Origin of the sequence: Alkalibacterium olivapovliticus, assembly GCF_003003275.1 — a bacterium.
Taxonomy (GTDB): Bacteria; Bacillota; Bacilli; order Lactobacillales; family Carnobacteriaceae_A; genus Alkalibacterium; species Alkalibacterium olivapovliticum.
On record NZ_PVTO01000012.1, the window covers coordinates 57,645 to 74,681 of the forward strand.

Genomic DNA, 17,037 nt, shown 5'->3' on the forward strand with positions numbered 1-17,037 from the left:
AATCATGACCAAAAAAGGAATCTTAGGAAAAAAAGTCGGAATGACACAAATCTTCAGTGAAACAGGTGAATTAGTACCTGTAACAGTTATTGAAGTGAAACCTAACGTTGTTTTACAAGTTAAAACAATGGAAACTGACGGCTATAGCGCTGTTCAGGTTGGTACAGAAGATAAACGTGAAGTTTTATCTAACAAACCGGCACAAGGTCATGTTAACAAAGCTAACACGGCTCCTAAGCGCTTCATTAGAGAATTCAGAGATGCAGAGCTAGGTGACGTAGAAGTTGGAAAAGAATTAGGAATAGACACATTTGCAGAAGGCGATATCGTCGATGTAACTGGAACGTCTAAAGGTAAAGGATTCCAGGGTGTTATCAAGCGTCACAACCAAAGTCGTGGACCTGAAACACACGGATCTCGTTATCACCGTCGTCCTGGTTCAATGGGTATGGCGACTCATCCCGGTAAAGTATTCAAAGGGAAAAAGTTAGCTGGACGTATGGGTGGCGAACAGGTGACTGTTCAAAATCTTGAAATCGTACGTGTTGATGCAGAACGCAACGTAGTATTGATCAAAGGTAATGTACCTGGATCTAAAAAATCACTAGTTAAAATTAGAACTGCCGAAAAAGCAGACAAGTAATCGAATAGGAAGGGAGGACTAGCAGAATGCCAACTGTAACGTTATTCAAACAAGACGGAACGCAAAATGGCGATATCACTTTAAATGATGCAATCTTTGGGATCGAACCTAACGAGAACGTTGTTTTTGATGCTATCACTATGCAGCGCGCGTCACTTAGACAAGGAACACACGCAGTAAAAAACCGTAGCGCAGTACGCGGCGGGGGACGTAAACCATGGCGTCAAAAAGGAACAGGTCGTGCACGTCAAGGATCTATCCGTTCGCCGCAATGGCGTGGAGGAGGAGTGGTTTTCGGACCAACACCTCGTTCATACAGCTACAAATTACCGAAAAAAGTTCGTCGTTTAGCTATTAAATCTGTTTTATCAACTAAAGCGATTGATGAAGATATCATCGTGATAGACGGATTGAACTTCGACGCACCAAAAACAAGAGAATTCAGAGCCGTATTAAACAACTTCGACGCAAACAGAAAAGTTTTGATCGTAGTAGAAGATGACAATGAATTTGCAAGACTATCTGCACGTAACATTCCTGGAGTTAAAGTAGTTGCTCCTACTAATGTATCTGTACTAGATGTTGTTGCACATGACAAACTCATCTTGACGAAGGCTGCTTTGGACAAAGTAGAGGAGGTTCTTCAATAATGGATGCACGTAACGTAATCTTACGCCCGATCATCACTGAAGCTTCTATGAATGCTATGGACAGCAAAAAGTACACTTTCGAAGTGGATGTTCGTGCTAAAAAACCACTAATCAAAAAATCTGTCGAAGAAATCTTCGGAGTTAAAGTTGATAAAGTAAACGTCGTGAATACAGCTAAAAAGCCTAAACGTATGGGTAAATATGAAGGATATACTAAAAAGCGCCGTAAAGCGATTATTACATTATCTGCTGATTCAAACGATATTGCATTATTCGGAGACGAAGAATAAAAAAACAATCTTAAATAAACACTTAAGAAACTAGTTTAACAAGGAGGGGAATCACGTGGCGATAAAGAAATATAAACCAACCACAAACGGACGTCGTAACATGACGGGTTCTGATTTCGCAGAAATCACTACAACAGCACCAGAAAAAACGTTGTTGAAGCCAAACCCTAAACGTGCCGGACGTAACAATGCTGGTAAAATCACTGTCCGTCATCAAGGCGGAGGCCACAAGCATAAATATCGTGTGATCGATTTTAAACGTCAGAAAGATGGCGCACGCGGTATCGTAAAAACAGTGGAATATGATCCAAACCGTTCTGCTAACATCTCATTGATTCAATATGAGGATGGAACAAAAACTTACATCTTAGCACCTAAAGGACTTAAAGTAGGAACAGATATTTACTCTGGACCTGATGCGGATATCCAAGTAGGAAATGCATTGCCATTGGCAAACATCCCTGCTGGTACGGTTATTCACAACATTGAACTGAAACCTGGTAAAGGCGGACAATTAGTTCGTTCAGCTGGAACTTCTGCTCAAATTTTAGGTAAAGAAGGAAAATATGCTTTAGTTCGTCTAGGTTCAGGAGAAACTCGTCTGATCTTACAATCTTGCCGTGCCACTATTGGTTCAGTAGGAAACGAACAACACGAACTGATCAACATCGGTAAAGCCGGACGTAACCGCTGGTTAGGTAAACGCCCATCTGTACGTGGATCAGTAATGAACCCGAACGATCACCCACACGGTGGTGGTGAAGGTAAAGCGCCAATCGGTCGTCCAAGCCCAATGTCACCATGGGGTAAACCGACTCTTGGTAAGAAAACACGTAAAGGTCATAATCGCTCTGATAAATTGATCGTACGTCGTCGTAAAAAGAAATAATTAAACCATTAACGCACTGTTAAATAAAGCAAGTCGAATTTAAGGGATTAAATCCCTAAGAGGAGGGCAATACATGAGCCGTAGTTTGAAAAAGGGACCTTTCGTCGATGGACATCTGATGAAAAAAGTTCGCGAAATGGATGATGAGAAAAAACGTGTCATTAAAACATGGTCACGTCGTTCAACCATCTTTCCGAACTTTGTAGGTCACACCATTGCCGTATATGATGGAAGAAAACATGTACCAGTTTACGTCCAGGAAGATATGGTTGGACATAAACTAGGTGAATTTGCACCAACAAGAACGTACCGCGGACACGCAAAAAATGACCGTACTACGAAACGTTAATAGCGAAGGGAGGATACATTCATGGCAGAAACAGTAACAGCAGCTAAAGCAACTGCTCGCATGGTTCGAATCGCACCGCGTAAATCACGTATGGTTGTTGATACCATAAGAGGGAAAAGTGCTGCAGAAGCTATTTCTATCCTTCGCTTCACTAACAGAGGAGCAGCGGAAGCGGTAGAAAAAGTTTTAATGTCAGCAATTGCAAATGCTGAACATAACTACGATATGGATATTGAAGAATTAGTTGTAAGCGAAGCTTATGTAAATGAAGGAGCAACTTTAAAAAGGTTCCGTCCACGTGCAAAAGGTTCAGCTTCACCAATAAACAAACGTACTAGCCACATTACAATTGTGGTATCAGAGAAGAAGGAGGGGTAATCAATGGGACAAAAAATACATCCTCATGGCATGCGTGTTGGTATCATCCACGATTGGGATGCTAAGTGGTACGCAGAAAAAGACTTTGCAGACAAATTACATGAAGATATTGCTGTTCGTGAGTACATTGCTAAAAAACTAAGTGATGCCTCCGTTTCTCGAGTGGAAATTGAACGTGCAGCAAATAGAATCAACGTATCTATTCACACTGCTAAACCAGGAATGGTTATTGGTAAAGGTGGATCTGAAGTTGATTCATTAAGAAACGGCCTAAACAGCCTGACTAATAAAAGAGTACACGTAAACATCGTGGAAATTAAAAGACCTGATCTTGATGCTACATTAGTAGCTAAAAGTATCGCTGACCAGTTAGAAAACCGTATTTCATTCCGTCGTGCACAAAAACAGGCAATCCAACGCGCAATGCGTATGGGCGCTAAAGGTATCCGCACAATGGTAGCCGGTCGACTAAATGGAGCAGACATTGCCCGTAGCGAAAGTTTTGCAGAAGGAAGCGTTCCTTTGCATACACTACGTGCAGATATAGACTATGCTAACGAAGAAGCCGATACAACATACGGTAAACTTGGTATCAAAGTATGGATCTATAAAGGAGAAATTCTTCCTGAAAAATATGAAGACAAGAAAGGAGGGAAATAATCAATGTTAGTACCAAAACGTGTAAAACACCGTCGCGAATTTCGTGGAAAGATGAGAGGCGAAGCTAAAGGCGGAAAAGAAATAGCATATGGTCAATATGGTTTGCAGGCTGTTGATTCTACATGGATCACAAGCAGACAAATAGAATCAGCTCGTATAGCGATGACTCGTTATATGAAACGTGGTGGGAAAGTATGGATTAAAATTTTCCCTCACAAACCAGTGACAGCTAAAGCAATTGGTGTTCGTATGGGTAAAGGTAAAGGAGCTCCTGAAGGATGGGTAGCACCTGTCAAACGTGGTAAAATCATGTTTGAAATCGGTGGCGTATCTGACGAAGTCGCTCGCGAAGCATTGCGTTTAGCTTCACACAAACTACCGGTTAGAACTAGAGTAGTAACTCGTGAAGAAAGTGGTGACTCAAATGAAGGCTAGTGAATTAAAAGGCTTATCCACTACTGAATTGATTGAAAAAGAAGCAGAATACAAAGAAGAGCTATTTAACTTACGCTTTCAATTAGCTACTGGACAATTGGAAAACACCGCTCGTATTGGAGAGGTCCGTAAAAGTATCGCTCGTGTAAAAACTGTTTTGCGTCAAGCAGAAATGGTCAAGTAATACGTGAGTGTAATAGCTTAATTAAAGGAGGCTAACAAATGGCTGAACGTAACGATCGTAAGGTGTATGTAGGTAAAGTTGTTTCTGACAAAATGGATAAAACCATCGTTGTTGAAATCGCTACTCAAAAACAACACCGTAAATACAAGAAACGCTTAAAATACTCAACTAAATTTAAAGCACATGACGAAGACAACACTGCTAAAACAGGAGACGTTGTAAAAATCATGGAAACTCGTCCACTATCTAAAGATAAACGATTCCGTTTATTAGAAGTGGTTGAAGAGGCTATCGTTCTTTAATAGAACAAATTTACCGTTAAACCGGTAAGTTACACAGCGAGAAGCAAAAAGCTTCTTCGTTAGTTTGAAAGGAGGATCCTAACGTGATTCAAACAGAAAGTCGTATGAAAGTCGCTGACAATTCTGGTGCACGTGAAGTACTTGTCATCAAAGTTTTAGGTGGCTCAGGTGCTAAGTATGCTGGTATTGGTGATGAAGTAGTTGTTACGGTTAAACATGCTACGCCAGGCGGCGTTGTTAAAAAAGGTGACGTTGCTCGTGCAGTAATCGTCCGTACAAAATCTGGTGCAAGACGCGCAGATGGTTCATATATTAAATTCGATGAAAATGCATGTGTAATTATTCGTGAAGACAAAGCACCACGTGGAACACGTATCTTCGGACCAGTTGCTCGTGAATTACGTGAGAATGACTTTATGAGAATTGTTTCGTTAGCTCCGGAAGTATTATAATTCCGATAAACGTCATAAGGAGGTGCGCTAGAGAATGTTTGTAAAATCAGGAGATAAAGTTAAACTAATCGCTGGAAAAGACAAAGGTAAAGAAGGAACTGTCTTGAAAGCTATGCCTAAACAAAACAAAGTGATTGTTGAAGGACTAAACATCATGAAAAAACATACCCGTCCTACAGGTATGGGACAAGAAGGCGGAATTGTGGAAACAGAAGCACCAATTCACGTATCTAATGTTCAATTGATTGATCCTAAAACAGGAGAATCTACTCGTGTAGGTTATAAGATCGAAGAAGGAAATAAAGTACGTTTCGCTAAAAAATCTGGCGAAGCACTTTAATACTATAGTAGGAAAGGAGGGCATTCATAAATGACACGCCTTAAAGAAAAATATAACAATGATGTTCGCCCATCATTAGTTGAGAAATTTGAATACACTTCAATCATGCAAGCTCCTAAAGTTGATAAAATCGTTATCAACATGGGTGTTGGTGAAGCTGTTTCAAACACTAAAAACTTAGACAAAGCAGTAGAAGAATTAACATTGATTGCTGGACAAAAACCAATTATTACTCGTGCTAAGAAATCTATCGCGACTTTCCGTTTACGTGAAGGTATGCCGATCGGTACGAAAGTAACATTACGTGGAGACCGCATGTATGATTTCCTGGATAAATTAGTTTCTGTTTCATTACCTCGTGTACGTGATTTCCGTGGAGTGAGCAAAAATGCATTTGACGGACGTGGAAACTACACGTTAGGAGTTAAAGAGCAACTGATTTTCCCTGAGGTTGACTACGATGATGTCGATAAAGTTCGCGGAATGGATATCGTCATCGTTACAACTGCTAACACAGATGAAGAATCTCGTGAATTACTCGGACAATTGGGAATGCCGTTCCAGAAATAACCTAAACTACCTGAATAGGAGGGTACTATTAGAAATGGCTAAAAAAGCAATGATCGAAAAAAATAAAAAACCAGCCAAGTTTTCGACTCGTGAGTATACCCGCTGTGAACGTTGCGGACGCCCACATTCCGTATACAAAAAATTCAAATTATGTCGTATCTGCCTGCGTGAGCTGGCATATAAAGGACAAATTCCAGGCTTGAAAAAAGCAAGCTGGTAAACAACACAGAACAGCAAGGTGTTATCAATTCACATTTACATTTTTAATCGACGAGTGATGAATCTCTCAAGACAAGAAATAACAAATGGGAAAACACCTGAGCGGAACTGAACTAGAAAACTTGCCGTAAAGGAGGCTACACCGAATGGTCATGACAGATCCAATCGCAGACTTTTTAACTCGTATCCGAAACGCAAACAATGCGCGTCATACGAAAGTGGAAATTCCTGCTTCTAACTTAAAAAGAAATATGGCCGATATCCTGAAATCTGAAGGTTTCGTAAAGGATGTTGAATTCGTGGAAGATGACAAACAAGGCATCGTCCGCATTTTCTTGAAATATGGTCAAAACAACGAACGAGTAATTACTGGTGTCAGACGTATATCTAAACCAGGACTACGTGTTTATGTAAATGCAGAAGATATGCCTAAAGTACTGAGTGGTTTGGGGATTGCCCTAGTTTCCACTTCAGAAGGTGTTGTAACAGATAAAGTAGCGCGTGCTAAAAATATCGGGGGAGAAGTCCTCGCATACGTTTGGTAATCAGCAAGAAACATGAAGGAGGTGCCGGACTTTGAGCCGTATCGGAAATAAACCTATCACTATCCCTGAAGGTGTAGATGTAAAACTTGACGGAAACGTGATTACAGTTAAAGGTAAAAATGGAGAATTAACACGTGATGTAAGCCCAGTTATCGACATTAAAATCGAAGATAACGAAATGACTTTTACACGCCCAAATGATACTAAAGCTAGCCGTACTATCCACGGAACAACTCGTGCTATCGTGAACAACATGGTAGAAGGCGTTTCAGTTGGATTCGAGAAAGTTTTAGAATTAAATGGTGTTGGTTACCGTGCACAATTGCAGGGAACTAAACTTGTGTTAAACGTTGGTTTATCACACCAGGTTGAATTTGAACAAATCGAAGGATTGACAGTTGAAGTACCATCTAACACTGTTATATCTGTTAAAGGTGCAAACAAAGAAAAAGTTGGCGCACTAGCTGCTAACATTCGTGCTATACGCCCACCTGAGCCTTATAAAGGTAAAGGGATTCGTTATAGAGGCGAACAAGTACGCCGTAAAGAAGGTAAAACAGGTAAATAATAGGTTGCAGTGGAACGCGATAAAGCAAGACGTCTTGTTCTACTTCTCTATTTGCCAGTTAACCTGATAATCTCATTTTATGAGAATCAAAATTAAAGAGGTGACAATTGTGATTTCAAAACCAGATAAAAATAAGTTACGCAAAAAGAGACAAAAACGTATTCGCAGAAATCTTTCTGGTACTGCAGAGCGCCCGCGTTTGAACGTATTCCGTTCGAATAAAAACATCTATGCTCAATTAATTGATGACGTAGAGGGTGTAACGCTCGCAAGTGCATCGTCATTAGATACTGACGTTTCAGGTGATTCTAAAGTTGAAGTAGCTACTGCTGTAGGGACTTTAATAGCTAAACGCGCACAAGACAAAGACATTACTGAAGTAGTCTTTGATCGTGGCGGATACCAATACCACGGACGCGTTCAAGCATTAGCTGACGCAGCTCGTGAAAACGGACTTAAATTCTAAAGAAAAGGAGGAGTTACAGTACATGACAACTCATATTGATGCATCTAAATTAGATCTTGAAGATCGCGTAGTTGAAATTAACCGTGTTACTAAAGTTGTTAAAGGTGGACGTCGTTTGCGTTTTGCTGCTTTAGTTGTTGTAGGTGATAGAAACGGACATGTCGGATTTGGTACAGGTAAAGCACAAGAAGTACCTGAAGCTATCCGTAAAGCGATCGATGACGCTAAAACAAATCTAGTGCAAGTACCAATGGTTGGAACTACTCTTCCACACCGTATTATCGGACGTCACGGTGGCGGTCAGATAATCATGAAACCAGCTGTTGCCGGTTCTGGAGTTTCTGCTGGAGGCCCAGTTCGTGCGGTACTAGAATTAGCTGGCGTACAAGACGTTTCTTCTAAATCTGTTGGATCAAGTTCACCAATCAACATGATTCGTGCAACGATCGACGGAATTCAGAACTTGAAACGTGCAGAAGACGTAGCAAAACTACGCGGCAAAACTGTTGAAGAATTACTAGGATAAGGAGAGATGACACAATGGCAAACTTGGAAATAACATTAAAGCGCAGTTTGATTGGTCGTCCTCAGAAACAACATCTAGTAGTTAAATCATTAGGTCTGGGTAAAATCAACTCTTCAGTTGTCAGACCTGATAATGATGCAGTTAGAGGTGCAATCAGACATATCGCTCATTTAGTAGATGTCAAAGAAGTTTAAAGAATACAGAGTCTAATTAAAGGAGGTGCCAGATTTTATGAAACTTCATGAATTAAAACCTGCAGAAGGATCACGTAAAGCACGCAATCGTGTGGGTCGCGGATCATCTTCTGGTAACGGTAAAACATCCGGTCGTGGTCAAAAAGGACAAAAAGCGCGTTCAGGCGGAGGAGTACGTTTAGGTTTCGAAGGTGGACAAACACCACTATTCCAAACTTTACCAAAACGTGGATTTACTAACTTCAACCGTAAAGAATTCGATATTGTCAACTTAGACACATTGAACCGTTTTGAAGAAGGAACAGAAGTTACTCCAGATCTATTAGTTGAATCAGGAGTAATCAAAAACAAAAAATCCGGTGTTAAAGTTTTGGCGAAAGGAAACGTCGATCACAAGCTAATTGTGAAAGCACATAAGTTTTCTGCTTCTGCTAAAGAAGCGATCGAAGCTGCCGGTGGATCAGTAGAGGTGATCTAAGGATGATCGAACTGATTAAAGGCGCAATAAAAGAAAAAGATGTTCGTACCCGTGTATTATTCACCTTGGGACTGCTGGTAGTTTTCCGTCTAGGAACACATATCACAGTACCGGGTGTAAACGCATCGGCTTTAACAGACTTATCGGATACTGGTCTGTTTAACTTGTTGGATACGTTTGGTGGTGGAGCCCTTGGCAGTTACTCAGTATTTGCTTTAGGTGTTTCTCCATACATTACGTCTTCAATCGTCGTACAACTCCTGCAGATGGACGTTCTTCCTAAATTTAAAGAATGGTCAGAGCAAGGTGAAGTCGGTCGTAAGAAGTTAAACCAGGCTACGCGCTATTTAACAATTGTTCTAGCATTCTTCCAAGCGATTGGGATATCTTATGGATTTAATGCGTTAACGGGCTTAGGATTGGTAAGAAATCCTGGACCGGCAACGTATGTGACGATTGCTATCATCTTAACAGCAGGTACTATGCTTGTTATGTGGTTAGGTGAAATGATTACCGTCCATGGATTTGGTAACGGAACATCATTCATCATCTTCTCTGGGATCATAGCTCGTATACCACAAGATGTCATGGAATTCTATAACACACAAATACGTAACGCTGGTGATGAGATCGTGAGTGCCTGGGCATTAGCCGTAGGTATTATCATAGTCTTCATCCTTCTCGTTATTCTAGTAACATTTATGGAGAATGCAAAGCGCAATATTCCAGTACGTTATTCAAAACGTGCAAGCACGACTAAAGACAGTGCTGTATTGCCACTTAAAGTAAACTCTGCTGGAGTTATTCCAGTTATTTTCGCAAGTTCGTTTCTCATGACTCCGCAAATCATTTTAGGTTACTTTGCTCAAGGTAATCAGAATGCTGGATGGTACCAGACGTTGACGAGTATTTTCAATCTTCAGGAACCATTGGGAGCAGCGCTTTATACCGTATTAATCGTCTTGTTCACGTTCTTCTATGCCTTCATTCAGGTCAATCCTGAAAAAGCGGCAGAGAATTTACAAAAACAAAATGGTTATATACCAAGTATAAGACCTGGACGAGCAACCGAAGAGTACATTGGTTACATGCTTATTCGTTTAAGCACAGTGGGAGCGATTTATCTAGGAACTATTTCATTGCTTCCGATTATAGCTTCTGCTTTATTCAATCTACCTGGTTCGATTGCACTCGGAGGAACAAGTTTACTCATCGTTGTCGGTGTGGCACTTGATTCTATGCGTCAACTGGAAGGATTATTAAGTAAGAAGAGTTACCAAGGTTTCATTCAACGTACCTAATGCTGACGCAGTGAGAAATAGACGATTTGCCCATAAGTCTTAATACGATTTAGCGAAGGGTAAATCGGTCTTTTTCCATAAGTACATCTATCGAATAAGCCCTTAACACATAAGGAGGAAGCAAGATGAATTTGATCCTGTTAGGTCTTCCCGGAGCAGGGAAAGGAACTCAGGCAGCGCGTATTTCTTCTAAATACAATATCCCTCATATTTCTACTGGGGATATGTTTAGAGCTGCTATGAAAAACAAAACTCCGCTTGGTTTAGAAGCGAAAAAGTATATGGATGCGGGAGATCTCGTTCCAGATGAAGTAACTAACGGAATCGTCAAAGAGCGTTTGCAACAGGGCGATGCCAAAAGAGGATTTTTACTGGACGGCTATCCTCGAACTTTGAATCAGGCTCAGGCCTTACAGCATGGGCTAGCCTCTTCTAACAGAAGACTAGATCATATCCTGTACATTAAAGTCCCGAAAGAGATTTTAATGGAACGTCTGACCGGACGATTCATGTGTTCAAACTGTGGCGCGACGTATCACAAGACAATGAATCCACCTAAAGTGGAAGGCACTTGTGACAAATGCGGAGCTCACGACTTCTATCAGCGTGAAGACGACAAGCCTGAAACAGTCGAAAATCGGATCAACGTAAACGAAGAGCAGACAGAAGTGCTTGTAAAGCATTATGCTGATTATGGTTTAGTTCGTGAGATCGAGGGCGAACAAGATCCTAAACAAGTATTTCAAGACATTGTGGACCAGTTAAACTAAAGTAGTCCGATGTTTTTAATGAATCCTTGCAATGATTGTGTACGCATGATATAATAGTACGAGCGCCAAAAAAGATGGTGTTTTTAATTATTATAGTAGATAATCAAGTGAGAATAGTCATTCTCACTATTTCATGTGTACAGAAGTGAGATATCAAAGGAGGAACCAGGCGTGGCAAAAGACGATGTAATAGAGATTGAAGGAACCGTCCTAGAAACTTTACCTAATGCAATGTTCAAAGTTGAATTAGAAAATGGGCATGAAATTCTAGCACACGTTTCTGGCAAAATTCGCATGAATTATATCCGGATTCTGCCTGGGGATAAGGTAACGGTTGAAATGTCTCCATATGATTTAACTCGTGGGCGCATTACGTATCGATTTAAATAAACTTAGGACTCCGAAATACTCAAGGAGGGAAAGTTCATGAAAGTAAGACCATCAGTCAAGAAAATGTGTGACAAATGTAAAGTGATTCGTCGTAACGGCCGTGTTATGGTTATTTGCGAAAATCCTAAGCATAAACAACGTCAAGGATAATAAAACAGGAGGTGCAGATACATGGCTCGTGTAGCAGGTGTAGATATTCCACGTGATAAACATGTGGTAATTTCGTTAACATATATCTATGGTATCGGAAAAACAACAGCTCAAAAAGTTTTAGAAACAGCTGGCGTACCAGAGGAAACTCGTGTACGTGAATTAACAAACGATCAATTAGATGCAATTCGTGCTGAAGTCGATAAACTTAAGATTGAAGGGGATCTTCGTCGTGAAGTCAACCAGAACATCAAACGTTTAATCGAAATTGGATCATACCGTGGCATACGTCACCGTCGTGGTTTACCAGTACGTGGACAAAACACTAAAAACAATGCGCGTACGCGTAAAGGCAGAGCAGTCGCTATTGCCGGTAAGAAAAAATAATCACCATAGGTTAGGAGGTTAATCTACGAATGGCTAAAGTAAAAAGACCCGCTCGTAATCGTAAACGTAGAGTCAAAAAGAATATTGAACACGGGATTGCACATATCCGTTCAACATTTAACAACACTATAATCATGATCACTGATGTACATGGGAACGCAATTTCTTGGTCTTCTGCAGGATCACTTGGATTCAGAGGTTCTCGTAAATCTACTCCCTTTGCTGCCCAAATGGCTGCTGAAGCTGCTGCAAAAGGATCAATGGAAAACGGCATGAAAACAGTTGATGTTACTGTTAAAGGACCTGGATCTGGTCGTGAAGCTGCTATACGTTCATTACAAGCTACAGGACTCGAAGTAACTGCAATTCGTGACGTAACACCGGTACCACATAACGGATGCCGTCCTCCAAAACGTCGTCGCGTATAATAGACTAGATGTCGTTTTAGGATAGCGTGGACTAAACGTTTTGAAAGGGGTAAACGGACTATATGATCGAAATTGAGAAGCCGGTAATAGAAACAGTTGAGATCAGTGAAGATGGGAAATTCGGCAAGTTTGTCGTAGAACCGCTAGAGCGTGGATACGGTACAACGTTGGGTAACTCCCTTCGTCGAATCTTGTTGTCATCTTTGCCAGGCGCTGCCGTCACAAATATTCAAATTGATGGCGTTTTGCATGAATTCACTGCGATCGATGGAGTTGTAGAAGACGTAACTGCCATCATTTTAAACTTAAAGAAACTCGCACTTAAGTTGTATTCTGATGAAACTAAAACAATTGAGATAGATGTTGAAGGGCCAGCAACTGTAACAGCTGCTGATATTATTTTCGACAGTGATGTTGAAATTATGAACCCTGATTTATATATCTGTACAGTTTCTGAGGGTGGTCACTTGCACGCCCGCATGGAATCACAAAAAGGTAGAGGTTATGTACGCGCTGAGCACAACAAGCACGATGATATGCCGATCGGTGTACTTCCGGTTGATTCGATTTATACCCCAATCAGCCAGGTAAACTACCATGTCGAAAATACACGTGTTGGAGAAAAAGAACAGTACGATAAGCTGACGCTGGACGTATGGACAGATGGTTCGATATCTCCAGAAGATGGTGTAAGCTTAGCTGCTAAAATTATGACTGAACACTTGAATATTTTTGTCAACTTGACAGAAGAAGCCCGTGAAGCTGAAATCATGGTTGAAAAAGAAGAGACACAAATGGAAAAAATGCTTGAGATGACTATCGAAGAGCTTGATCTATCTGTTCGTTCTTACAACTGTCTGAAGCGTGCTGGGATCAACACTGTTCAGGAACTGACAAATAAAACTGAACCAGAGATGATGAAAGTCCGCAATCTGGGCCGTAAATCACTGGAAGAAGTTAAACTAAAACTTGGCGAGCTGGATTTAGGCTTACGCGAAGAAGAATAAAACTGATTGAAATGCTTTAACAAGTGTTTCACTACAAAAAGGATACCGTCATGATAGTCATGCGGTACTTGTAATCTTTTAGTTAAGGGAGGATTTCGACGAATGGGTTATCGTAAACTAGGACGAGTAACGTCACAACGTAAAGCAATGCTTCGTGATCTAACATCTGATTTGATCATCAACGAACGTATTATTACGACTGTGACTCGTGCAAAAGAAACGTCTAAATTGACTGATAAAATGATCACTTTAGGTAAACGTGGAGACTTGCATGCTCGTCGTCAAGCTGCTGCATTTGTTCGTAATGAACTAGCAACTGTATCAGAAACTGAAGACGAAATCGTAGTACAAACTGTATTACAAAAATTATTTGATGATTTAGCATCCCGTAACGCTGAGCGTAACGGTGGATACACTCGTATTCTTAAAACAGAACCTCGTCGCGGAGATGGCGCACCAATGGCTGTTTTAGAACTTGTTGAGAAATCAGCAGTTTCAAGCGATGCAGACGCTGAATAATTAAAAATACGATATAAATAATCAACCAAAATCACTTTTGGATGTATGACGAGCGTTACGATGATGGAATTTATTTCCAAGTGTCTAGCTCAGTTTCTCCTGGGGACATCCTCGGGAGAAGCGCATATATCGTGAAGTGTTTTTTTATTAGGTTTGATTTGCTGTACATAGTAAAAACAGAACAGTAAGATCTGCAAGCCAGTCTAACTGTGAGTGACAAGCGGGAAGAGTATCGAATGGATTTAGCCTTGTACTGGCAGCTTGAAGTCGAGATTGTGTGAAGGCTTTTAAAACCCTTTAATGTAAAGGGATTCACTAAGCTTTGGCTATTGTTATCTGAGGCTGTTTTTGGTAATCTTGTAATGTTGAGCTACTGTCTTGACACCCACTAAATAAAATAAAAAACTCTGAAATTAAAAAGTTGAGGTAAATCATGTCAGAAATAATTAATGTTGAAAATGTTACCTACAGATATGATGATGAAGATCAGCGTGCTGCTTTACAGGACGTTTCTTTTAGTGTCACTAAAGGCGAATGGGTCGCAATCATCGGTCCAAACGGGTCAGGCAAGTCTACTCTTGCCAAAACCATTAATGGGCTGATCGAACCGGATAACGGTGATGTGACTGTTGGTGGACTGGCTCTAAATGAGAAAAACGTCTGGTCTATACGTGAAATGGTCGGAATGGTCTTTCAGAATCCGGACAATCAGTTCGTTGGGTCCACTGTTCAGGATGATGTGGCTTTTGGGCTGGAAAATCTGGGTATTCCTAGAGAAGAAATGATTGAGCGCGTTAGAGATGCTTTAGATAAAGTGAACATGCTTGAGTACGCCGAGAGAGAGCCGGCCCGTTTGTCAGGTGGTCAGAAACAGCGAGTAGCGATTGCGGGTATTGTCGCATTGCGTCCGGCTATCATGATTTTAGATGAAGCAACAAGTATGCTGGATCCTCAAGGCCGTGAAGAAGTGCTGCGTACTGTAAAAGAGGTTAAAGAACAGGAAAACTTATCTGTCCTGTCTATAACGCACGATATCGATGAAGCCGCTGCTGCCAACCGTGTCCTGGTCATGAGAGATGGTCAGATGATTCAGGAAGGCACACCGGAATCAATCTTTTCATATGGTGAAAAACTGATCGAAATGGGTCTGGATCTGCCTTTCCCGGAAAGATTGAAGGCGTCACTCAAGAAACAGGGAATCGACGTCCCTCAAGATTACTTAACTGAAGAAGGGATGGTGGACTGGTTATGGACATACGTTTCGAAGAAGTAGGCTATACGTACCAGCCGGGTACCCCGTTTCAGAGCAGAGCACTGTTTGACATTAACTTGTCCATTAAAGACAGCTCATTCACTGCACTGGTCGGTCATACCGGCAGCGGGAAATCGACTGTCCTTCAGCATCTGAATGCTTTGAAGAAACCAACAAGCGGACAGGTAACAATCGGAGATCGTGTCATTACTAATTTTTCTGAAGACAAAGGCCTGAAGTCCTTGCGTAAAAAAGTGGGCATCGTGTTTCAGTTTCCTGAGGCCCAGCTGTTTGAAGAAACAGTCGGCAAGGATATTGCATTCGGGCCCAAAAACTTTGGACTGACTGAAGAAGAAGGACTCGCGAAAGCACGAGAATTGCTTCCGTTAGTTGGACTGGATGAGTCATTTATGGAGCGGTCTCCATTTGACCTCTCAGGGGGCCAGATGCGTCGTGTGGCGATAGCGGGTGTATTGGCATTAGAACCTGAAGTTCTGGTCTTAGACGAGCCGACAGCGGGCTTAGATCCGCAGGGGCGTAAAGACGTCATGGATATGTTCTATAATTTATATAAAAATCAGGGGCTGACTGTTGTATTGGTCACGCACCAGATGGATGATGTGGCAACCTATGCGGATCACATGATCGTTCTAGAAAAAGGGACCGTGATGAAAGAAGGACATCCTCGCGATCTGTTCAAGGAAGCCGGGTGGTTGTCCAGTATGCAACTGGGTGTTCCCTCAACTGTCCGTTTTGCACATGAACTGGAAGAGAAGTTTCAGTGGATGTTTGATCCGCTGCCGCTGACAACAGATGAACTGGCAGAACAGATGAAAGAAAAGTTAGCTGATAAAGCAGGTGAGTCGCTATGATGGAGAAACTAATCTTTGGGCGTTATATTCCAGGACATTCGTTTATTCATAAACTGGATCCCCGTTCTAAACTGATGGGTGCAATCTGGTTTATCATTATTATTTTTCTGGCGAACAACTGGCTGACTTACCTGGCGCTGACGGTATTCGTACTGACAGCTGTAAAATTATCTGAAATCAATCCGAAGTTTTTCATAAACGGCGTTAAACCACTAATCTGGCTAATCCTCTTTACGGTTATCTTACAGATCCTCTTTACAAGTGGTCAGACCATCTGGTTCAGACTCGGACCGGTCGTCATCTCGCAGGAAGGCATGTTGAATGGTGTGTTCATCTTCATGCGTTTTGTTCTCATCATTTTTATGTCGACGATTCTGACATTGACCACTATGCCGCTGTCTCTGACAGATGCGATCGAATTTTTGCTGAGACCGTTGAATGCGGTAAAAGTACCCGTACACGAAATTGCATTGATGCTGTCAATCGCACTGCGTTTTGTACCGACACTGATGGACGAAACAGAGAAAATCATGAATGCGCAGCGTGCACGTGGCATCGATTTTGGTGAAGGGAATATTTACCAGCAGATGAAATCGATCGTTCCACTGCTGATCCCGCTGTTCGTCAGTTCATTCAACCGGGCTGAAGAACTAGCGACCGCAATGGAAGCACGAGGCTATAAAGGCGGAGAAGGACGGACAAAATACCGTCAGCTCGCCTGGGAAAACAGAGATACCATTGTAATGATCGCTTTTGGACTGTTATCGGTAGGCCTATTTTTACTGAGAACATAATAATATCAGAGGATAGAGAGACTCATCTC

General features: G+C 41.4%; 31 protein-coding genes. All 31 read left to right on the plus strand.

What is annotated here, in order from left to right:
- Nucleotides 1-4 precede the first annotated feature (4 nt).
- The 31 genes from rplC (at nucleotide 5) to CLV38_RS07570 (ending at nucleotide 17,008) form a co-directional block, all read left to right on the plus strand.
- Nucleotides 5-643, plus strand: coding sequence for a 50S ribosomal protein L3 (gene rplC / locus CLV38_RS07420; RefSeq protein ID WP_106193511.1), 639 nt, complete (start codon nucleotides 5-7; stop codon nucleotides 641-643).
- 26 nt (nucleotides 644-669) lie between these two features.
- Nucleotides 670-1,293, plus strand: a complete 624-nt coding sequence (gene rplD, locus CLV38_RS07425) for a 50S ribosomal protein L4 (protein WP_106193514.1) — start codon at nucleotides 670-672, stop codon at nucleotides 1,291-1,293.
- Nucleotides 1,293-1,583, plus strand: coding sequence for a 50S ribosomal protein L23 (gene rplW / locus CLV38_RS07430; RefSeq protein ID WP_106193515.1), 291 nt, complete (start codon nucleotides 1,293-1,295; stop codon nucleotides 1,581-1,583). The genes rplD and rplW overlap by 1 nt, the downstream gene beginning before the upstream one ends.
- Nucleotides 1,584-1,638: 55 nt before the next feature.
- Complete coding sequence (rplB, locus tag CLV38_RS07435) at nucleotides 1,639-2,472, plus strand: 50S ribosomal protein L2 (RefSeq protein WP_106193518.1); 834 nt, start codon at nucleotides 1,639-1,641, stop codon at nucleotides 2,470-2,472.
- A 73-nt stretch (nucleotides 2,473-2,545) separates the two neighbouring features.
- Nucleotides 2,546-2,821, plus strand: a complete 276-nt coding sequence (gene rpsS, locus CLV38_RS07440) for a 30S ribosomal protein S19 (RefSeq protein ID WP_106193520.1) — start codon at nucleotides 2,546-2,548, stop codon at nucleotides 2,819-2,821.
- Nucleotides 2,822-2,842: 21 nt separating this feature from the next.
- Nucleotides 2,843-3,199 (plus strand): 50S ribosomal protein L22, encoded by a 357-nt coding sequence (gene rplV / locus CLV38_RS07445; protein ID WP_106193523.1) that lies wholly within the window; start codon nucleotides 2,843-2,845, stop codon nucleotides 3,197-3,199.
- 3 nt (nucleotides 3,200-3,202) lie between these two features.
- Nucleotides 3,203-3,859 carry a 30S ribosomal protein S3 gene (gene rpsC / locus CLV38_RS07450; RefSeq protein WP_106193526.1) on the plus strand — a complete coding sequence of 219 codons (657 nt, stop codon included), beginning with the start codon at nucleotides 3,203-3,205 and terminating at the stop codon, nucleotides 3,857-3,859.
- A gap of 3 nt (nucleotides 3,860-3,862) precedes the next feature.
- On the plus strand, nucleotides 3,863-4,294 hold the full coding sequence (gene rplP / locus CLV38_RS07455) for a 50S ribosomal protein L16 (protein ID WP_106193528.1): 432 nt from the start codon (nucleotides 3,863-3,865) through the stop codon (nucleotides 4,292-4,294).
- Entirely contained in the window at nucleotides 4,284-4,478 is a 195-nt protein-coding gene (gene rpmC / locus CLV38_RS07460; protein WP_106193531.1) for a 50S ribosomal protein L29, read from the plus strand. Before rplP ends, rpmC begins: the two co-directional genes overlap by 11 nt.
- Before the next feature lie 38 nt (nucleotides 4,479-4,516).
- Entirely contained in the window at nucleotides 4,517-4,780 is a 264-nt protein-coding gene (gene rpsQ / locus CLV38_RS07465; RefSeq protein ID WP_106193534.1) for a 30S ribosomal protein S17, read from the plus strand.
- An 83-nt stretch (nucleotides 4,781-4,863) separates the two neighbouring features.
- Nucleotides 4,864-5,232, plus strand: coding sequence for a 50S ribosomal protein L14 (gene rplN / locus CLV38_RS07470; protein ID WP_106193536.1), 369 nt, complete (start codon nucleotides 4,864-4,866; stop codon nucleotides 5,230-5,232).
- Between the two features lie 34 nt (nucleotides 5,233-5,266).
- On the plus strand, nucleotides 5,267-5,572 hold the full coding sequence (rplX, locus tag CLV38_RS07475) for a 50S ribosomal protein L24 (protein ID WP_106193538.1): 306 nt from the start codon (nucleotides 5,267-5,269) through the stop codon (nucleotides 5,570-5,572).
- Between the two features lie 30 nt (nucleotides 5,573-5,602).
- Nucleotides 5,603-6,142, plus strand: a complete 540-nt coding sequence (gene rplE, locus CLV38_RS07480; protein ID WP_106193541.1) for a 50S ribosomal protein L5 — start codon at nucleotides 5,603-5,605, stop codon at nucleotides 6,140-6,142.
- Nucleotides 6,143-6,176: 34 nt separating this feature from the next.
- Nucleotides 6,177-6,362 carry a type Z 30S ribosomal protein S14 gene (locus tag CLV38_RS07485; protein WP_091265274.1) on the plus strand — a complete coding sequence of 62 codons (186 nt, stop codon included), beginning with the start codon at nucleotides 6,177-6,179 and terminating at the stop codon, nucleotides 6,360-6,362.
- Nucleotides 6,363-6,507: 145 nt separating this feature from the next.
- On the plus strand, nucleotides 6,508-6,906 hold the full coding sequence (gene rpsH / locus CLV38_RS07490; RefSeq protein ID WP_106193543.1) for a 30S ribosomal protein S8: 399 nt from the start codon (nucleotides 6,508-6,510) through the stop codon (nucleotides 6,904-6,906).
- 31 nt (nucleotides 6,907-6,937) lie between these two features.
- Entirely contained in the window at nucleotides 6,938-7,474 is a 537-nt protein-coding gene (gene rplF / locus CLV38_RS07495) for a 50S ribosomal protein L6 (protein WP_106193545.1), read from the plus strand.
- Nucleotides 7,475-7,574: 100 nt separating this feature from the next.
- Nucleotides 7,575-7,940 (plus strand): 50S ribosomal protein L18, encoded by a 366-nt coding sequence (gene rplR / locus CLV38_RS07500; RefSeq protein ID WP_106193619.1) that lies wholly within the window; start codon nucleotides 7,575-7,577, stop codon nucleotides 7,938-7,940.
- 22 nt (nucleotides 7,941-7,962) lie between these two features.
- Nucleotides 7,963-8,466, plus strand: coding sequence for a 30S ribosomal protein S5 (rpsE, locus tag CLV38_RS07505; RefSeq protein ID WP_106193547.1), 504 nt, complete (start codon nucleotides 7,963-7,965; stop codon nucleotides 8,464-8,466).
- A 14-nt stretch (nucleotides 8,467-8,480) separates the two neighbouring features.
- Nucleotides 8,481-8,660, plus strand: coding sequence for a 50S ribosomal protein L30 (gene rpmD, locus CLV38_RS07510; RefSeq protein WP_106193550.1), 180 nt, complete (start codon nucleotides 8,481-8,483; stop codon nucleotides 8,658-8,660).
- A gap of 37 nt (nucleotides 8,661-8,697) precedes the next feature.
- The gene (rplO, locus tag CLV38_RS07515) at nucleotides 8,698-9,138 is read left to right on the plus strand and encodes a 50S ribosomal protein L15 (protein ID WP_106193552.1); all 441 of its coding nucleotides are present in this window, start codon (nucleotides 8,698-8,700) and stop codon (nucleotides 9,136-9,138) included.
- Between the two features lie 2 nt (nucleotides 9,139-9,140).
- Nucleotides 9,141-10,439: a preprotein translocase subunit SecY gene (gene secY, locus CLV38_RS07520; protein ID WP_106193554.1), complete on the plus strand. Its 1,299-nt coding sequence runs from the start codon at nucleotides 9,141-9,143 to the stop codon at nucleotides 10,437-10,439.
- A 125-nt stretch (nucleotides 10,440-10,564) separates the two neighbouring features.
- Entirely contained in the window at nucleotides 10,565-11,209 is a 645-nt protein-coding gene (locus tag CLV38_RS07525) for an adenylate kinase (protein WP_106193557.1), read from the plus strand.
- 171 nt (nucleotides 11,210-11,380) lie between these two features.
- Nucleotides 11,381-11,599 (plus strand): translation initiation factor IF-1, encoded by a 219-nt coding sequence (infA, locus tag CLV38_RS07530; RefSeq protein ID WP_034299926.1) that lies wholly within the window; start codon nucleotides 11,381-11,383, stop codon nucleotides 11,597-11,599.
- Nucleotides 11,600-11,635: 36 nt separating this feature from the next.
- The gene (rpmJ, locus tag CLV38_RS07535) at nucleotides 11,636-11,749 is read left to right on the plus strand and encodes a 50S ribosomal protein L36 (RefSeq protein ID WP_034299928.1); all 114 of its coding nucleotides are present in this window, start codon (nucleotides 11,636-11,638) and stop codon (nucleotides 11,747-11,749) included.
- A gap of 21 nt (nucleotides 11,750-11,770) precedes the next feature.
- On the plus strand, nucleotides 11,771-12,136 hold the full coding sequence (rpsM, locus tag CLV38_RS07540; RefSeq protein ID WP_106193559.1) for a 30S ribosomal protein S13: 366 nt from the start codon (nucleotides 11,771-11,773) through the stop codon (nucleotides 12,134-12,136).
- Between the two features lie 29 nt (nucleotides 12,137-12,165).
- Nucleotides 12,166-12,564, plus strand: a complete 399-nt coding sequence (gene rpsK, locus CLV38_RS07545) for a 30S ribosomal protein S11 (protein WP_106193562.1) — start codon at nucleotides 12,166-12,168, stop codon at nucleotides 12,562-12,564.
- A gap of 62 nt (nucleotides 12,565-12,626) precedes the next feature.
- Nucleotides 12,627-13,571 (plus strand): DNA-directed RNA polymerase subunit alpha, encoded by a 945-nt coding sequence (locus CLV38_RS07550; RefSeq protein ID WP_106193565.1) that lies wholly within the window; start codon nucleotides 12,627-12,629, stop codon nucleotides 13,569-13,571.
- Nucleotides 13,572-13,673: 102 nt separating this feature from the next.
- The gene (rplQ, locus tag CLV38_RS07555) at nucleotides 13,674-14,090 is read left to right on the plus strand and encodes a 50S ribosomal protein L17 (protein ID WP_106193568.1); all 417 of its coding nucleotides are present in this window, start codon (nucleotides 13,674-13,676) and stop codon (nucleotides 14,088-14,090) included.
- Nucleotides 14,091-14,523: 433 nt separating this feature from the next.
- Entirely contained in the window at nucleotides 14,524-15,363 is an 840-nt protein-coding gene (locus CLV38_RS07560; protein ID WP_106193570.1) for an energy-coupling factor ABC transporter ATP-binding protein, read from the plus strand.
- On the plus strand, nucleotides 15,339-16,214 hold the full coding sequence (locus CLV38_RS07565; RefSeq protein ID WP_106193573.1) for an energy-coupling factor ABC transporter ATP-binding protein: 876 nt from the start codon (nucleotides 15,339-15,341) through the stop codon (nucleotides 16,212-16,214). The genes CLV38_RS07560 and CLV38_RS07565 overlap by 25 nt, the downstream gene beginning before the upstream one ends.
- On the plus strand, nucleotides 16,211-17,008 hold the full coding sequence (locus tag CLV38_RS07570) for an energy-coupling factor transporter transmembrane component T family protein (RefSeq protein ID WP_106193576.1): 798 nt from the start codon (nucleotides 16,211-16,213) through the stop codon (nucleotides 17,006-17,008). Before CLV38_RS07565 ends, CLV38_RS07570 begins: the two co-directional genes overlap by 4 nt.
- The last annotated feature ends 29 nt before the right edge of the window (nucleotides 17,009-17,037 follow it).

What these genes read in the sequence shown, in the direction of transcription:
- rplC (WP_106193511.1), top strand. Translation starts at nt 5, where the DNA reads ATGACCAAAAAAGGAATCTTAGGAAAAAAAGTCGGAATGACACAAATC.
- rplD (WP_106193514.1), top strand. Translation starts at nt 670, where the DNA reads ATGCCAACTGTAACGTTATTCAAACAAGACGGAACGCAAAATGGCGAT.
- rplW (WP_106193515.1), top strand. Translation starts at nt 1,293, where the DNA reads ATGGATGCACGTAACGTAATCTTACGCCCGATCATCACTGAAGCTTCT.
- rpsS (WP_106193520.1), top strand. Translation starts at nt 2,546, where the DNA reads ATGAGCCGTAGTTTGAAAAAGGGACCTTTCGTCGATGGACATCTGATG.
- rplV (WP_106193523.1), top strand. Translation starts at nt 2,843, where the DNA reads ATGGCAGAAACAGTAACAGCAGCTAAAGCAACTGCTCGCATGGTTCGA.
- rpsC (WP_106193526.1), top strand. Translation starts at nt 3,203, where the DNA reads ATGGGACAAAAAATACATCCTCATGGCATGCGTGTTGGTATCATCCAC.
- rplP (WP_106193528.1), top strand. Translation starts at nt 3,863, where the DNA reads ATGTTAGTACCAAAACGTGTAAAACACCGTCGCGAATTTCGTGGAAAG.
- rpmC (WP_106193531.1), top strand. Translation starts at nt 4,284, where the DNA reads ATGAAGGCTAGTGAATTAAAAGGCTTATCCACTACTGAATTGATTGAA.
- rpsQ (WP_106193534.1), top strand. Translation starts at nt 4,517, where the DNA reads ATGGCTGAACGTAACGATCGTAAGGTGTATGTAGGTAAAGTTGTTTCT.
- rplX (WP_106193538.1), top strand. Translation starts at nt 5,267, where the DNA reads ATGTTTGTAAAATCAGGAGATAAAGTTAAACTAATCGCTGGAAAAGAC.
- rplE (WP_106193541.1), top strand. Translation starts at nt 5,603, where the DNA reads ATGACACGCCTTAAAGAAAAATATAACAATGATGTTCGCCCATCATTA.
- CLV38_RS07485 (WP_091265274.1), top strand. Translation starts at nt 6,177, where the DNA reads ATGGCTAAAAAAGCAATGATCGAAAAAAATAAAAAACCAGCCAAGTTT.
- rpsH (WP_106193543.1), top strand. Translation starts at nt 6,508, where the DNA reads ATGGTCATGACAGATCCAATCGCAGACTTTTTAACTCGTATCCGAAAC.
- rpsE (WP_106193547.1), top strand. Translation starts at nt 7,963, where the DNA reads ATGACAACTCATATTGATGCATCTAAATTAGATCTTGAAGATCGCGTA.
- rpmD (WP_106193550.1), top strand. Translation starts at nt 8,481, where the DNA reads ATGGCAAACTTGGAAATAACATTAAAGCGCAGTTTGATTGGTCGTCCT.
- rplO (WP_106193552.1), top strand. Translation starts at nt 8,698, where the DNA reads ATGAAACTTCATGAATTAAAACCTGCAGAAGGATCACGTAAAGCACGC.
- secY (WP_106193554.1), top strand. Translation starts at nt 9,141, where the DNA reads ATGATCGAACTGATTAAAGGCGCAATAAAAGAAAAAGATGTTCGTACC.
- CLV38_RS07525 (WP_106193557.1), top strand. Translation starts at nt 10,565, where the DNA reads ATGAATTTGATCCTGTTAGGTCTTCCCGGAGCAGGGAAAGGAACTCAG.
- rpmJ (WP_034299928.1), top strand. Translation starts at nt 11,636, where the DNA reads ATGAAAGTAAGACCATCAGTCAAGAAAATGTGTGACAAATGTAAAGTG.
- rpsM (WP_106193559.1), top strand. Translation starts at nt 11,771, where the DNA reads ATGGCTCGTGTAGCAGGTGTAGATATTCCACGTGATAAACATGTGGTA.
- rpsK (WP_106193562.1), top strand. Translation starts at nt 12,166, where the DNA reads ATGGCTAAAGTAAAAAGACCCGCTCGTAATCGTAAACGTAGAGTCAAA.
- CLV38_RS07550 (WP_106193565.1), top strand. Translation starts at nt 12,627, where the DNA reads ATGATCGAAATTGAGAAGCCGGTAATAGAAACAGTTGAGATCAGTGAA.
- rplQ (WP_106193568.1), top strand. Translation starts at nt 13,674, where the DNA reads ATGGGTTATCGTAAACTAGGACGAGTAACGTCACAACGTAAAGCAATG.
- CLV38_RS07560 (WP_106193570.1), top strand. Translation starts at nt 14,524, where the DNA reads ATGTCAGAAATAATTAATGTTGAAAATGTTACCTACAGATATGATGAT.
- CLV38_RS07565 (WP_106193573.1), top strand. Translation starts at nt 15,339, where the DNA reads ATGGACATACGTTTCGAAGAAGTAGGCTATACGTACCAGCCGGGTACC.
- CLV38_RS07570 (WP_106193576.1), top strand. Translation starts at nt 16,211, where the DNA reads ATGATGGAGAAACTAATCTTTGGGCGTTATATTCCAGGACATTCGTTT.